This window comes from Mycetocola reblochoni REB411 (assembly GCF_900163835.1).
Classification (GTDB): domain Bacteria; phylum Actinomycetota; class Actinomycetes; order Actinomycetales; family Microbacteriaceae; genus Mycetocola_B; species Mycetocola_B reblochoni.
In genome coordinates this window covers 1-13974 of sequence record NZ_FUKR01000065.1, presented here as the reverse complement: position 1 = coordinate 13974, position 13974 = coordinate 1, and the positions used below count along the sequence as shown (strand labels likewise).

Below are 13974 nucleotides of genomic sequence, written 5' to 3'. Positions count from 1 at the left end.
CTGACAGGTCAGGTGGTGGCGGCGCGGACTGCCCCTCACTGGCGGCTCCGGCGTGGCCGTCTGCGGTGCGGCCGATCGCGTCGCCGAGCTTCGGGCCGGCCTCCGCTGCGCCCTTGGCGATCTTCGCCCCGGCGACTGCGGCGATCCCGACCGGACCTGCCGCTGCAGCACCCGCCCCGGCCCCCGCTCCTGCACCGCCTCCGGCAGCACCACCGCCTGCGCTGCTCCCCGCCGCTCCGGCACCACCTCCGCCGCCCGGCGAGGGTTTGGGCCCACCCCCTGGAGGGGGCGGCGGATTCCCTCCACCACCATCGTTCTTGCCGCCGTCCCCGCCGTCGAGGATCTTCTGCGGCCCACCACCGTCCGGTTTCCCAGGGAGAGGCGTGGGCCGGTTCATGGCTTGCTTGGACTCCTGCTCCGCGGACATGACGTGGTACATGTCGAAGCCGACGAAGGAGATGAACTTGTAGACCATGTAGGGCGCGAACGCAGCGATGAACATCAGCACAATCCCCGCGATCGGATCCGCAATCGAACTGAGATCCATATCGATCGGCGCGTTGACCTGATTGATCGCCACCAGGAACACCACGACGATCACGAGCTTCGAGAAGATCAACGCGAGCACGAAGCTGGCCCACTTCCCGAACCAGCCCTTCGTCGCATCCCAACTCGCCCCCGACAGGGCGATCGGTGCCATCACCACGGCGACCAAGATCAGGGCCTTGCGGATGAGGAGACTGAACCAGACGATCGCTGCCGCGCAGATCGCTAAAAAGCTGAGGAAGATGGTGATGATCGCCCCGGCACCGGGGGCGGTGAGGTTGATCGCGGTGAGACCTGCGACGAGGACCCCGATCTTCCCACCCATCTCCTCCAACGTCGTCCCGGTCGCCTGGATGATCCCAATCGAGAGCTGGTCAACGATCTCGAGCAGTGTTGCCGTCAGCGTGATGACGAGGAACGACCCGAGCACCGACTTCCCGAGGCCGAGGGCGGCGCGGGAGAGGGCGGTGGGGTCGCGGCGGATGAGGCCGGTGATGAGTTGCAGGCAGAAGAAGATCAGCATGACGAAGATCGCAATCCCGAACATCACGTTGTACACGCCGATGTAGCCGGCCCCGGTGATGTCGACCAGGGTGGTCGAGTCAAGCAGCGCCCACACGCCTTGGAAGATCCACGACGCAGCGTGCCCGATCGCTTGGGCGAGCCAGTCGAATGGTGCAGCGACGAGGGTGGCTGCACCTTCGCCGACGGCGTCGCAGACGTTGCTGATGATGGGGACGTCACAGATACCAGCCACAACACCCCTCCCTTCTACGGGTCGAGATGGTGATGGTTAGGAGACGGTCTGGCCGACGTTCCAGAAGAAGTTGATCAACGTCACCGACGCGCCGGTAATGATCGCCGCACCGCAGGAGATCAGCACCCCGACCTTTCCCCTCGACGCCAGATGCGGGTTGGAGGAGTTGGAGCCGAAGCCCCACACGACGGCGGAGACGATAAGGGCAAGGACGGACAGGATCAGCCCGATCGTCATCACCGCACCCACCACCGTGCGCAGCGCGGCGATACCGGGCAGTCCAGAGTCGTTCGGGGTGATGTCCACATTCGCGGGCAGCACCACGGCGATGGTGGTGAGAGTGTCGAGAACGGCAAGCATGGGTGGGCTCCTTCACAAGCGATCGCCCCGTACCCGGTCGTGCGGGGTCACTGGGACAGGTGCGATGCCGGAACGTGCGACGAGGCTCAGAGGGTGTCTCCGAGGTTCAGGAGGAAGTTCATCCATGCCACTCCGGCACCTGCGAGGGCGGCGGCTCCGAGGGCGACGAACACGCCGACTTTCCCTTTCGCGGCGGTCTGCGGGTTCCCGGCGGAGGAGGACACTGCCCACACGATCCCGGAGACGACGAGCATGAGCACCGAGGCGATCAACACGATCGTGAGCAGCGCGCCGACGATCTCGATGAGGGTGGAGCGGCCTCCGACACTGGAGAGATCGGGGTAGACGTTCTCAGCCTGTAGCAGGGCCAAGGTGATGGCAGGCATACGGTTCTCCTCACGACAACGGGGGTGGGTGGGCACCGGTCAGGTGCGCCACCCACCCCGCCAGGCCCCGCTCAGCTCAGCTGGTGCAGCCTGGCCCGCCACCGACCGGGGCGTCGATGCCCTCGACACCGCGTTCTGCGAGCCACGGTTCAGCGTCGACGGCGGGGGCGTTCGCGCCGCCAGGGTGGACTTGGAAGTGCAGGTGCGGGCCGGTCGAGTGGCCGCTGCTGCCGACGTCGCCGATGTGTTGGCCGGCGGTGACCCTGTCGCCAGTGGTGACGTGGATGCCGTGTGCCCACATGTGGATGTACTTCGTCGCGACCTTTTCGCCGCCGATGGTGTGCTCGATAGTGATCTGCCCCGAATACCCATCGACCATCCCCGCATAGGTGACCAGGCCGTCGGCGAGAGCAAAGATCGGGGTGCCGTCGGGGGCTGCCCAGTCCGTGCCGGAGTGCAGGCGCGCCTCACCAGTGATGGGGTCAATCCGCGGCCCGAACGACGACGTGTGCACATAGCTGCCTGTCGGCAGTGGGAACACCAGCCGGCTCGTCTCGGGAATGTTCGTGTCCCCGGGCACACCGCTCCCGCCGCTGTTGTTGCGGGTGAGGGTGTCGAGGATGGTGCGGGCGACGGGCTCGTAGTTCTGGTACCGGTCCGGGTAGGCGGACACTTCGACGGCTTGGGCGGCTTCGCCCTTGTCCATCTGCTGCCACCCCGGAATATCGAGCAGCCCCCGCGGTGAGGGATAATTCGGTCCATCGGGTCCGCCATAGAACGCCCGCGCCTGATAGGTGGTGTCCATGAGCTCGGCAACGGTGCCCCACCCGGACTGCGGGCGCATCTGGAACAGACCCAAGCTGTCGTGATCGGAGCCGTTCCCGTCGTTCGGGTAGCTCCCGGATTCGGGGTAGGTGCCGGTATTGGCGAGCTGCCGCAGCGTCGACTCCGTCAGCGCCGCCATCAACGCGATCAAAATCCCGTCCCGCCCCACCCCAGGAGTATTCGCTCCGACGGTGATGATCGTCCCGGCGTGGGTGAGCTGCTGCTTGTTGAGAGTGAACGTGTACCCGTCTTTCATCGTCACCTGGAGCGAGTCCGGGATCGGCCCGAGGATCACACCGCTGGCGATGCAGTTCCCCTGGTTGAGGACGGCCGGGTTCACGAGCAGACCAATGCTGAGCAGCCCCAGCATCGGGGCGAGCAGCATAAACGTGGCTGCGGCAGCAAGGAGCTTCTTCATCCCGTGCCCCGGCCTATCGGAGGGGGTTGTCGAGTTCGGATAGGCGCAGCAGATGGCACCGGTCGAACACAGGCTGGCAGGACACGAACACCGTGAACGCCACCGCATGCTCGCTCTGGACGGGGTCGTCGTACCAGACGCCGTCCCGGTGCCTGATGCCTTCGACCGTGTACGCGACCGTGCCGTCGGTGAGGTGCCCGCCGGAGGCGGCGACCGCTTCCTCCCACTGTGCGGGGACGAATACCCGGTCGATCTCAATGTGTTGGCGGGTGCGGTACTCGGCAAGATCCCGCCACGTCGACGCCGACGGGAAGTACCCGTCCATGTCCGCGATCAGCCCCGGCGTCTCCGTGCCGGACGGGTCCGCGTCCTCGATCAACACACCCCGGTGATCAGCAGGAGTCAGGAGGGTAAAGGTATCCCAGTCGAACAACGCCACAGCGACCGCGCGCACGTAGGTCTCGGGGTTATTCGTGCGCGGCAAGGCCGGCAGATCGGCTTCGCCCGGCTGCCCAGTCGGGTCGACGGGGTCGAGCGGTGCCGTGGACGAGGTGGGTGTGCGCTCCCCGGGATCCTCACTGCCGTGGGGGCCGGTGACGAGGCCGTAGATGCCGACACCGGCGAGCACCGCGATGACGAGACCGGTCGCGGTGAGGGTGATGATCAGACGGCGACGACGACGCTGCTGGTCGTCGGTGTGAGGAGAAGACATGAAGTGGGGCCTTCCAATAGAGGGGCGGGCGGGGTCACCCGATAGGTGCGCCGCCCGCCCGCCGTCCGTTCCGCTCTCAGCGCGAGAGGCCCCTGCTCTGGTTGGTGTGTCCGCTTGCTGGGGGGTCGGGGTCGAGGGCAGCTTCCCGTTCCACGAGTGCTTCAGCGAGCCCCACAGATCGTGTCGGTGCGGCCTCGGGCTGCCAGGCGATCCGCCCGTTCTCACTGTGAGCTTTCATCACGAGCTGGACCACCTGCTCCGTGGAGGCAGCGGCGATCGACAACCACCCCGATGCTTTGACCGCGTGATCGTGCCCCGCAGCCCAGTCACCGTCGTCGGTAGCAGCGAACGAGGAATGCCGGTCGTGCCAGGCCGCGAGCTGCTGAAGCCCCTGCTGGATCCGCGACAACGTCAGATGCAATGACCCGAGCACCTCATAAGTGTCCTCCGGGGTCTCGACCTGCCGGGTCGCATACGCCAGCCCGCGCGCGGCTTCCGCCAGCTCGTCCGCGTCCCGGGACGAGTCCTCAAACGTCGGCATCAGCGCCGTCCTCGCTCGTCATACGTGCGGTGCTGGCCTGGTCGAGGAACCGGCCTGCTTCGGTGATGTAGGTCTCGACGAGTTCCCACTGCTCTTCGTCGGCATATCTTCCGAAGTCGGCCGGTTCGTAGCGGTCCCACCAGCCGTACTCCCGGCGCAGCAGATCAACGAGCTTGCGGATGGCGTGTTTCTGCCGCAGCAACGGGTCCGCGTCCTTCCACCCCTCCCGCGGCGCGAGAGCTGCGGCATCCGTCCGCAACTGACCCACCCTCCCCAACGCCCGCGTTGCTTCCTTCATCGCATCCTTGGGATGCTCCTGCGCCTTCACCAACTCGAGCTCCGCTGCGGCCGCCTCTCGGACCGCGTCGGGCTCGTCGGGGTCGAGCGCCCATCGCTGCAGGGTGTTCAGGGCTTGGAGGAGCTTCACTCGCAGATAGCGGCCGTTGACCTTCCCATCCGTGTTCAACTCGAGCAGCGCTTCGGCAGCGGCCTGCCGCACCTCGGGATGCTCGTTGTCGGACGCGGCGATCTGCTTGAGCTCCACGACCTGATCGAGCATCGAGTGAGAGTCCCGCCCGGTCACGGCTTTCGCGGCTTGCACTCTCGTCTTCCCACCGCCCGTGGTGCTCGTCTGCTGCGGGGGTGTTGAATCAACACCCCCGTGCATTCCACCCTGTGGTGCGGCATCGTGGGCCTGCGCGATCCGTTCATCCCGGGTCTCGGAACCGAACCGGGTCGCAGTCTCCCGCCGTTCAGCTTCTTCGGCGTAGAGCTGCTTGAGTTCCTCGTAGAGTTCTGCTTGTTCGATGGGGGTGAGCATCTTGTGGAGGGTGTTCTCGTCCTGGATCGCGAGGACGGTGGAGAGCTTGTCGGAGACTCCCTGCACAACCCATACGGGCACGGTGCGGTGTCCGAGGGTGCGCATGACGGCGAGGCGGCGGTTGCCGGAGATGAGGACGTTGCCGGTGGTGATCACGATCGGTGACAGCAACCCGAACCGGCGGATCGACTCCGTCAACTCCCCCAAGTCGCCGAGGTCACGCCGGTAGGAGTGACCATCGATGATCTGATCCGTCGCATGCTCCAACACCAAATGACCCCGACTCATGACGCACCTCCCTTGCCTTCCTGCCCGTCAGGTATGGACGCCATCCGGCGGGAGGTTGTCACGAGGGTCTCGTCGCGGAGGAGGTCGGCGACGTCGTCACCGAGGAGCACCCGGGCGAACAGCCCGTAGTCCCCGGCCTTCCGTTTCCCTGTCTTGGTGCCGACGACCAGGCGGACGAGGCTGGCCCATTCGTCGGGGGTGTATCCGAGGCGGATCGCGATATGCAGCTCCTTGGCGACGATCTCGAGCGCGGAAGTCCCGGAGGACAGGCCGGTGATGCGGTGGGCGATGTAGTCCACGGCCTGCTCAACGGGACGGGCGGGCCAGTCGGTGAGGACGAGGAACACGCAGGTCGCGCGGATCACCCGATCCACCGACCGATCCTCCCCGCCGTCGTCCCTCGCGTACAGGGTGTGGGCGTGGGGGTGGACGTCGTAGAAGAACTCCTCGTAATGCCCGGCCCGCATCGGCTCCTCCGCCGGTCTCTTCGACGGACGCCGCGCCTTGTCCTGGCTGGTCATGTTACGGTCGGCGTGCACCTCGGCGGCGATGCCGAGCGCGACCGCACGCGTGACTACCGCCCACGGATCATCCGCGCGCAGCGTGGTCGGTTGCCGCATCGCGAGGAATGCCTCGTAGGCGGCGTCGGCGGGATCGCGCCGCCAGGCTTTCGCGATCGGCGCATACTTCCGTGTCGCGTAGACCATGAGCTCGGCAGCGACCGGGCTGTTCGCCCAGGCGTTGTGCTCGTTTAATTCCGTGAGCAGCTCGCGCAGCCCCTCGCTCGTGGTGAAGTCCGGCAGCGGTGACGCGACTGCCGGACGGGTGGATGGGTGATGGTTCATAGCGACTCCTGAAACGTGATGAGATCCGTCAACAGATAGGTGCGACACCCATCCCGACGAACCCCGCCTTGGAGTCACCGAGCACCGCCCACCGCAGGCATCACGGCCGTGCGGAGGCATGAGGAGACCAGCAGACCCGCCCAGCGTGCGCGGGTCTGTGCGGTGCCGTCCGGTGCGACCGTGAGCAACCGGAACGGCGCGATACGTGGTCAGGGGGTGTGGGTGTCGTGCGGCACTCGGGTGGTGCCGGGACAGGCAGCGATCACCGGCTCACCCCCGTTCTCCCGACCACACGCTCCCGCGCATTTGTCGGACTGCTCGAATCTGGGTCCAGGGCCTCCTCGCGGCGGGCCAGACGCTCCTGCAACTGCGCACGCCCCTCACGAACCCCGTCAAGCACCGCATCACGCAGGCGCATGTTCAGCTCCGCACCACGGTCCAAAACGACGGCCCCGGCGCGGGCGGCGACATCCGTGGGACGCACCCACTGCACGCCCGGACGAGGCGAGACCGGACTGGCGCCTCCTCCTCGGACGAGCGTGGGATCGCCGTGGGTAGCGAACTCCGATGCCCGCGCATCCTCAGCCGCCCCTGTTGGCGTCGATGTCGGTGGCGCATCGGTGTGCTTGCTCGCACCCGTCCGCTGGTCGTGATCCGCGAGGCGCTGGTGGTCGACGTGCTGGTGGTCGGGGGTGGTGGGGTCAGTCATGGGAGTCTCCGTCCTGTTGCCGGTCAGGTGCGTTTACCCATCGGCCGACCGTGGTCGGGTGCACGCCCAGCTGCGCGGCGATCTGCCGCTTCGACACACCCTCCGCACTCAGCGCGAGCGCCCGAGCACGCGCGTCTCCCTGCTGCCCACTTCCTCCACGGGATCTCGACGGCTGTTCGGTGACGCTCAGTTCCGGCGGCGCCGCCACCGTTATCTCCTGCGGCTTGGGTATCGCGTCCTGCTCGGAGCGATCCAGGGTGTCGGTCATTGCGACCGTGCTCTCGGTAGGGACCAGTGGTCGAATGCTCGGCTCCTGAATGGTCGGAGACGATGCGGTGTTGCGAGTGAGTTCGACGGTGAGATGCGTCATCGCGAGCAGCACCAGCGGTGGTACCGACGCGACCAGCGCGGCGATCAGGGCGGGGACGCGGGTATCGGCGGCGACGACCGCGTGGGTGATGTTCGCCGCCACGCTCACTCCGGCACCTGCGCCCAGCAGGAGCCACGCGAACCGCCTCGCGGTGCGGGCGGAATCCCGCAGCGCGACGACACTGATCGTGGCCTCCAGGATCACACCGTCCACGATCAGCGGCCACATCCACGCCTGCCCCTCGGGGATCCCGGAGAGGACGGCGAGGTCACGAAGGGTGGTGAACGATAGCCAGAACGCTCCCAGGGCGAGCAGGATCGTCCCGGTGACTGCGAGCAGGACCACGAACCGCGACACACCAGCAATGGGAACTCCGTCCGGGCGCAGGTCAAGACCGCGCGGGACGCGAGCTGTCACTGCCGGGCCGGTCACCGCTACCTCCCGATCCCCGACAAGGATCGGACGGTCTGCGCGACAGGATCGTCCGGCGCCTCAGCGATCGTCGTGGCACGGTGGGCGGAGCGGATCGTTGCCGCGATTTCCCGCGCCTCGAGGCCGGCGGCGGACGCGGCAGGCTCGAGCGCACCGAGAGTGTCGAGCTCGGGCAGGCCGGCCTCAGCAAGTCGGCATGCCGCCCAGAACAGTCCCGCGTTCCGGTTCCCCTCCGGTAGCGCGGCGACCCAGGCCGCGAGATGCTCCACCGGCCGCTCCCGCAGCATCGCCGGATCGACCGGGCGGAGTGTTCGCCCTGGCTGAGGCGTCAGCAGCTCGCGGATCGCATCCGCGTCAACGGGGCGCGGGCGACGACCCCGGGCGATCACCTCGTAGCGGCGGTCCCCGTGGCCGGAGGTGATGGTGGAGGGTGGGGCGACGATGTAGCCGCCGGTGCCGCGGAAGTCCACATGCGCCCGCCCCCGCGACCACGATCGTTGAGCAGCGTCTGGGGCTGTCGGGTAGTACAAGTGCAATCCACCCGATGGGGAGCGCACGGCCTGCCCCCACCCGCCGATCAGCCCCTCTCGTTGCAGGGTGCGGAGGATCGGGTATCCGCTGCCGGTGGCGTGTACATCCACGTCCAGCACGCCGATCACGGTCCCGGTGGGGATGCCGATATTCGCTTCCGGATGCCGTCCCCACCAGGCGGCGATTTGCGCGGGGTCGGTGGTGGCGTCACGGAACCCATGCACGGTGAGCGGGCGCTTCTGACCGGGCGCGCACGGGAACACCGGGATGCCCGCCGCAGCGTAGACGGAGGCAGCGTGCGCGAGCACTCCAGGAAGCTCCGCGGGCATCGGCCAAACTTCGGGGTCGGTGATGACCATGCGCACCTCCTTCAGTACACGGCACGGGCCGGGGCTCGTGCGCGGTGTCACTGGGAAGGTGCGGGCAGCAGCCGTGCTGCCAGCAGAATCTCCGCTCTGAGCATCCCTTCTGAACCTCAACCCCTACCCGAACTCGCATGGTCGCCACGAGCGTTCCGGGGCAGGATGCGCCGTTTCGTCAAGAACATGCGCCAAATCGTCAAACACACCGGCACCCGCCTCCACCGGCCAACGGCGGCCCTCTGCTACAGGCTTCGGCCAGAATCACGACCCGGGGAGGGCGGCTCGGGGCCGTCAGGATCGGTGCTCAGGTGCTGCTCTCGTTCCGCGAGTAACTCGCTCAGCAGTGCCCCGCGTTCCAGCCTGGTCAGCGCCTGCTCGAGAGGGCGAATGTCCCCGGGAGCGGCGCCAGTGCGACCGGTAGCGAGGACTGCGGCGTTGATCCGATCAAGGACCACGGCCGGGTTGAGCTGTTCGGTGTCCTGCTCGAGGATGCGGGCGATCTCGTTCACCACGGCACCGTCATGCTCAACGGGTGGAAACGCCGCCGATGCCGTCGCCCCATCGCCGACGGGGATGCGGCCCACGACGAGTCGGAACTGGCCTTCTCCGGCGATCCCGGTCGCGTCGTAGACGCCGGGGACGATCCACGCATGCGCCTCCGACGCCGGCCCCTCGTAGATCGGCACACCGACCGGATCATCCGGATCAGGAACGCTGACGTCGGGGTCGGCGGCGAATAACATCGCCTCCAGTTCTTCCCGCTCCCGCCGGTCCAACAACGGCCTGCCTTCCCCGGCCTTCTCCCGTTCCACGAGGACGCGGAGGGTCTGCAGGGCGATCAGATCCGACGGCACCCACTCGCGGTGAAACCGCTCCGGAAGGAACGACGTCCGCGGACCGCCCTCGGCGACGAGTCCCTGCAGGGCGTGTTCGCGGCGTTGTGCGGTCGCGGTGAACTCGGACCGCCACTGGGCGTGGTCGGATCTAAATCGCATGTCGTCGTACTCGCCCTCGAACGACGGGGCGACCGTGACGAGATAGTCCTCCTTCACCGGCTCCACCGGCAACCGCTCCCGCTCCAGGAGGTCGATGAGGCCGTCCCGGACCCGCTCGGCCTGCTCCAACCGATCCAAAGTCTCCGGGAGACGTGATGCTTGCACGGCAAGCGAGAGACACTCGTCCCGCCACTGCTCGTGTGCGTCCTCGAAACCCTCCTGGTCGGGCCTGCCGTCTGGGAGGCGGAAGTCACCGACGCGCGGTTCGGGTGGGAACATCTCCGCCACGATCTCCGGGATCCCCGACCCCTCGAACGCCTCCCACCCCGGCGACTGCACCACGACCGGCGGGGTAGACGAGGCCTCGGCTGCGGGTATCCAGGAGCGGATGTGCGGGACGTCGTCGCCGAACTCTTCGCCGAACACCCGGTCACCGCCTGTGCGGAGCTGTTCGGGAGGACCAGCGAGTTCTTCGACCAGCACTTCGTCGACCATGTGCTGCGCCTCAGCCTGAGTGCGGGCGAGGACATCGAAAGCGATCACCACCCGATGCGGGCGCGGCGGCTCAGGCGAATACCCCAAAGGCGGGAGCGTGATATCGGACATGACGAAAAACTCCAATCACACTCGGATACACAGAACACGCACCCGCACCTGAACGCTCAGGTGCCACAGGTGGTGCTGTTCCAGAGGTACGCACAAGACCGTGTCAAGGTCGAGGCATCCCGGCAAAGACGCGTCGAACCATCAAAAACATGCGCCGAAACGTCAAACCCCGCAACCGGGTCAGCGTGCGAGGTGACGCCCTGACGAGTGGCCAGCGACGGCGCTCGGCGACGAGTCAGGGGTGAGAGCATCCTCACGTTCCTGCAACGTGTGCTGCAGATAGCGGTTGATGACGGTGTGGTTCGTTCCGTCCGCGCCGCCCGTCAGGGGCACGTGGTGGAACGAGTACGCCGGGTACGGCGTCGCCTCCCGCAGCGCTTCCAACCACGCATCCACGTCCTCGGGCAGTACCCAATCCGGCGGCGGCGGATTCGACTGTAGGAACTCCGTCGCCCCGGCATATGCCTCAGAGTCTTCGAGCATCTCGTGGATCGTGACCGCCACCGCCCGCGCCAACGCGACCGGGTTCCGGTCGGCGATCACGGTCGGCTCGACCTCCGGGTCATCGGTCCAGACGATGATGCCGAGAGACAGGGCGCTCGGCGGGCTTATCTTGCGCCGAGGATCCGCAGCGTTCGTGGACGTCGATGCTGGTGGTTCCTTCCCTCGCAGGTTCGCGCGCACGATGGCGTGGTCGGCGTACCTGTGAGGTAGGACCCAGTTGGCGGTCACTGGTATCGGGCAGTCGTCTATCGTCGGTAAATTTGCCGATACTGCTGCGGGGACAGACCGTGTACCTGACGGAAGGCGCGTGAGGCGTGGCTGGGGTCGGTCCATCCGACGCGACGTGCGATGGTTTCGACGGTGTCGCTGCTTGAGCGTAGAAGGTCGGCCATGCGTCGTGAACGTTCGTTGCGAAGGAACGCTGCTGGGCTTGTGCCGACGTGGCGGGTGAAGAGTCGGGCGAGTTGCGATCGAGAGATCGCGGCCTCGTCGGCGAGAACATCCATGGTCCACGCGCGGCCAAGATCGTTCATGAGCAACGCCATTGCGTGGCGTACCGAGGGGTGTTCGGGCGAGTGCTCGGGGACGGGTCGCGTGAGGATATCGAGCAGGTCCACTGCCAGACTCAAGCGGCGAAGTGTCGGCAAATGGTGCCGTTCACCGTCGATCAACCGTTGCAGGGAAGCATTCACGTGCGGGAACACTGTGGAAGGCACGTCGAGCACGGTCGGGTCTGACCGGTGACTATCTGAAAGCACAAGAGGAGCAGGAGCGCTGGACTGAGTGATCCAGCGCTCCTGCTCCTCAAGGAATGCCGTGTCAATGTATGCGGTGGTGGTGATGACTAGACCGGCGGGTTCTCCCGCATACCAGCGGCCTGGAGGGAGCAGCACGACCTGCCCTGCGGCAAGATCGACTTCACCGGTCTCGTGCCTGAGCGTCGTGGTGCCCGAGTTCACGATCATCACCTTGGTCGCGTCGACAGCAACCCGACCCGTCGAGGCGGAGTGGAGCACGCGCTTTACCGTCAGTGGAAAGGGATTATCACGCGCGCCCAGAGCCTGCGCTCGTGCTTCCGGGGATGCAGGCATCGCATCAACGCACCGAGTTCTGACCTTCGATGAGTCGAGCGAAGCGGAGGATGTAGTCCCGGAGGAACTGCACGGTCGATTCCTGCGAGATGTTCCCATCCTCACCGAAAAGGGTGGGTGATTGGGAAAGGAAGACCTCGGGCTGTCCGGGGGTGGGCATGTCGAAGTATGAGAGTGCGAGCCGGAGGTTCTTCTGCGAGCTGTACCCGCCCATGCGGCCAACGGAGTGGCTGATGATCCCTGCGGGCAGGTTCTTCCAGGCGACATCGCTGTTGGGTTTGGAGCCGATGTCGATGGCGTTTTTCAAGCAGGCGGGGATGGTGCGGTTGTTCTCTGGTGTGACGAACAACACGCCGTCGGAGGCTTTGATGATCTCGCGGAACTGGGTGTATTCCGGCGGGGTGGGTTTGTCGGTGATGTCGGGATCGTCGTAGTCGAAGTCGTAGAGAGGAAGGTCGCGGATCTCAACGATGCGTGCGTCGTAGTCTTCGGGAAAGTAGCCGATGGCATTGTGGGCGATCTTGCGTGCGTCGGAGCCGCGGCGCAGACTGCCGACAAGGACGGAGACGTTCTTACTCAAGGGGTGATTCTCTTTCTCTGGGGTGGATGTGTGGGAGTGACGGCCGGTTAGAAGTCCCAGTCGTCGTCGCTGGTGTCGACGGCTTTGCCGATGATGTAGGAGGATCCGGATCCGGAGAAGAAGTCGTGGTTCTCGTCTGCTCCGGGGGCGAGGGCGGCGAGGATTTCCGGGTTGACTTCGGTCTCTTCTGGGGTGAAGCGGGCGGGGTAGCCGAGGTTCATGAGTGCTTTGTTGGCGTTGTATCGGACGAAGACGGCGACGTCGTCCATGAGGCCGAGCGGTTCGTAGAGCTCGCCGGAGTACTGCAGTTCGAGTTCGTAGAGCTCTTCGAGGAGCGCGTAGGTGAACTCGCGCATGTGTTCCTGCTCGGCTGCGGTGTGGGTTTCGAGGCCGCGCTGGTACTTGTAGCCGGAGTAGTAGCCGTGCACGGCCTTGTCGCGCAGGATGAGCCGGATCATGTCCGCGGTGTTGGTGAGGGTCGCGTGGACGGAGAAGTGCAGCGGCAGGTAGAAGCCCGCGTACAGCAGCAGCGATGACAGCAGCGTGGAGGAGACCTTCCGTTTGAGCGGGTCATCCCCGTAGTAGTGCGCGAGCACCTTCTTGCACCGCTCTTGGAGCAGGTCGTTGGCGATGGCCCACCGGTAGGCGTCGTCGATCTCTGGTGTCGAGGTGAGCGTGGAGAAGACGGAGGAGTAGGAGCGCGCGTGCACGGACTGCATGAAGGCGATGTTGGTGTAGACGGCCTCTTCGTGTTCGGTGCGGGCGTCTTGGATCTGGCAGATCTCGCCGACGGTGGCCTGCACGGTGTCGAGCATGGTGAGCCCGGTGAACACGCGCATGGTCAGCGTGCGCTCTTCCTGGGTGAGTTTCTGCCAGGCGGGGAGGTCGTTGGAGAGGGGCACTTTCTCGGGGAGCCAGAAGTTCGCGGTGAGCCGGTTCCACACCTCGAGGTCTTTGTCGTCTCCTACGCGGTTCCAGTTGATGGGCCGCAGGCGCGCTGCCGGATCGTGCCGGTAGCCCGGTGGGGTGACGGAGATCTCGGTGATCGGGCGCGTGGTGTCGGTGAGGGGCATTGGGGTTCCTTCGGGAAGATCGGATTCTGGGGTTAAAGGGCGCAGGAGACGCAGCCTTCGATTTCGGTGCCTTCGAGTGCGGGCTGGCGGAGGCGAATGTAGTAGAGGGTCTTGATCCCGGCGCGCCAGGCGTGGATCTGTGCCTTGTTGATGTCGCGGGTGGTCGCGGTGTCGCGGAAGAACAGCGTCAGGGAGAGGCCTTGGTCGACGTGGCGGGTGGCGG

General features: G+C 66.2%; 17 protein-coding genes. All 17 read right to left on the bottom strand.

The window, feature by feature from the left end:
• A partial coding sequence (locus tag FM119_RS11470; RefSeq protein WP_087138270.1) for a TrbL/VirB6 family protein occupies positions 1 to 1303 on the bottom strand: 1303 nt, incomplete at its 3' end.
• Positions 1304 to 1339: 36 nt separating this feature from the next.
• Complete coding sequence (locus FM119_RS11465) at positions 1340 to 1663, bottom strand: DUF6112 family protein (protein WP_087138268.1); 324 nt, start codon at positions 1661 to 1663, stop codon at positions 1340 to 1342.
• Between the two features lie 86 nt (positions 1664 to 1749).
• Positions 1750 to 2049 (bottom strand): DUF6112 family protein, encoded by a 300-nt coding sequence (locus FM119_RS11460; RefSeq protein WP_087138266.1) that lies wholly within the window; start codon positions 2047 to 2049, stop codon positions 1750 to 1752.
• Positions 2050 to 2125: 76 nt separating this feature from the next.
• Positions 2126 to 3292, bottom strand: a complete 1167-nt coding sequence (locus tag FM119_RS11455) for a M23 family metallopeptidase (RefSeq protein ID WP_087138263.1) — start codon at positions 3290 to 3292, stop codon at positions 2126 to 2128.
• Between the two features lie 13 nt (positions 3293 to 3305).
• Entirely contained in the window at positions 3306 to 4004 is a 699-nt protein-coding gene (locus tag FM119_RS11450; RefSeq protein WP_087138260.1) for a hypothetical protein, read from the bottom strand.
• Between the two features lie 76 nt (positions 4005 to 4080).
• The gene (locus FM119_RS11445) at positions 4081 to 4545 is read right to left on the bottom strand and encodes a hypothetical protein (protein WP_087138258.1); all 465 of its coding nucleotides are present in this window, start codon (positions 4543 to 4545) and stop codon (positions 4081 to 4083) included.
• A complete protein-coding gene (locus FM119_RS11440; protein WP_087138256.1) occupies positions 4532 to 5653 on the bottom strand; it encodes a ParB N-terminal domain-containing protein in 1122 nt (373 codons plus the stop codon). The genes FM119_RS11445 and FM119_RS11440 overlap by 14 nt, the downstream gene beginning before the upstream one ends.
• A complete protein-coding gene (locus tag FM119_RS11435; protein WP_087138254.1) occupies positions 5650 to 6498 on the bottom strand; it encodes a hypothetical protein in 849 nt (282 codons plus the stop codon). The genes FM119_RS11440 and FM119_RS11435 overlap by 4 nt, the downstream gene beginning before the upstream one ends.
• 262 nt (positions 6499 to 6760) lie before the next feature.
• On the bottom strand, positions 6761 to 7207 hold the full coding sequence (locus FM119_RS13715; protein ID WP_143822701.1) for a hypothetical protein: 447 nt from the start codon (positions 7205 to 7207) through the stop codon (positions 6761 to 6763).
• Positions 7200 to 7934 (bottom strand): DUF2637 domain-containing protein, encoded by a 735-nt coding sequence (locus tag FM119_RS11425; protein WP_245827464.1) that lies wholly within the window; start codon positions 7932 to 7934, stop codon positions 7200 to 7202. Before FM119_RS11425 ends, FM119_RS13715 begins: the two co-directional genes overlap by 8 nt.
• A gap of 77 nt (positions 7935 to 8011) precedes the next feature.
• Positions 8012 to 8899, bottom strand: a complete 888-nt coding sequence (locus FM119_RS11420; RefSeq protein ID WP_087138250.1) for a bifunctional DNA primase/polymerase — start codon at positions 8897 to 8899, stop codon at positions 8012 to 8014.
• A 245-nt stretch (positions 8900 to 9144) separates the two neighbouring features.
• Positions 9145 to 10440 (bottom strand): hypothetical protein, encoded by a 1296-nt coding sequence (locus tag FM119_RS11415; RefSeq protein WP_143822700.1) that lies wholly within the window; start codon positions 10438 to 10440, stop codon positions 9145 to 9147.
• Positions 10441 to 10683: 243 nt separating this feature from the next.
• Positions 10684 to 11187: a hypothetical protein gene (locus FM119_RS11410; protein ID WP_143822699.1), complete on the bottom strand. Its 504-nt coding sequence runs from the start codon at positions 11185 to 11187 to the stop codon at positions 10684 to 10686.
• A 65-nt stretch (positions 11188 to 11252) separates the two neighbouring features.
• Entirely contained in the window at positions 11253 to 12023 is a 771-nt protein-coding gene (locus FM119_RS11405; RefSeq protein ID WP_179205319.1) for a helix-turn-helix domain-containing protein, read from the bottom strand.
• Positions 12024 to 12102: 79 nt separating this feature from the next.
• On the bottom strand, positions 12103 to 12678 hold the full coding sequence (locus FM119_RS11400) for an NADPH-dependent FMN reductase (RefSeq protein ID WP_087138242.1): 576 nt from the start codon (positions 12676 to 12678) through the stop codon (positions 12103 to 12105).
• Between the two features lie 47 nt (positions 12679 to 12725).
• Positions 12726 to 13751, bottom strand: a complete 1026-nt coding sequence (nrdF, locus tag FM119_RS11395; RefSeq protein ID WP_087138240.1) for a class 1b ribonucleoside-diphosphate reductase subunit beta — start codon at positions 13749 to 13751, stop codon at positions 12726 to 12728.
• A gap of 32 nt (positions 13752 to 13783) precedes the next feature.
• Positions 13784 to 13974 (bottom strand): hypothetical protein (locus FM119_RS11390; protein WP_179205317.1); only part of this gene is annotated, 191 nt, incomplete at its 5' end.

Coding starts and splice junctions, on each gene's coding strand:
- FM119_RS11460 (WP_087138266.1), bottom strand. CDS start 2,049: ATGCCTGCCATCACCTTGGCCCTGCTACAGGCTGAGAACGTCTACCCC.
- FM119_RS11455 (WP_087138263.1), bottom strand. CDS start 3,292: ATGAAGAAGCTCCTTGCTGCCGCAGCCACGTTTATGCTGCTCGCCCCG.
- FM119_RS13715 (WP_143822701.1), bottom strand. CDS start 7,207: ATGACTGACCCCACCACCCCCGACCACCAGCACGTCGACCACCAGCGC.
- FM119_RS11445 (WP_087138258.1), bottom strand. CDS start 4,545: ATGCCGACGTTTGAGGACTCGTCCCGGGACGCGGACGAGCTGGCGGAA.
- nrdF (WP_087138240.1), bottom strand. CDS start 13,751: ATGCCCCTCACCGACACCACGCGCCCGATCACCGAGATCTCCGTCACC.
- FM119_RS11435 (WP_087138254.1), bottom strand. CDS start 6,498: ATGAACCATCACCCATCCACCCGTCCGGCAGTCGCGTCACCGCTGCCG.
- FM119_RS11440 (WP_087138256.1), bottom strand. CDS start 5,653: ATGAGTCGGGGTCATTTGGTGTTGGAGCATGCGACGGATCAGATCATC.
- FM119_RS11465 (WP_087138268.1), bottom strand. CDS start 1,663: ATGCTTGCCGTTCTCGACACTCTCACCACCATCGCCGTGGTGCTGCCC.
- FM119_RS11420 (WP_087138250.1), bottom strand. CDS start 8,899: ATGGTCATCACCGACCCCGAAGTTTGGCCGATGCCCGCGGAGCTTCCT.
- FM119_RS11450 (WP_087138260.1), bottom strand. CDS start 4,004: ATGTCTTCTCCTCACACCGACGACCAGCAGCGTCGTCGTCGCCGTCTG.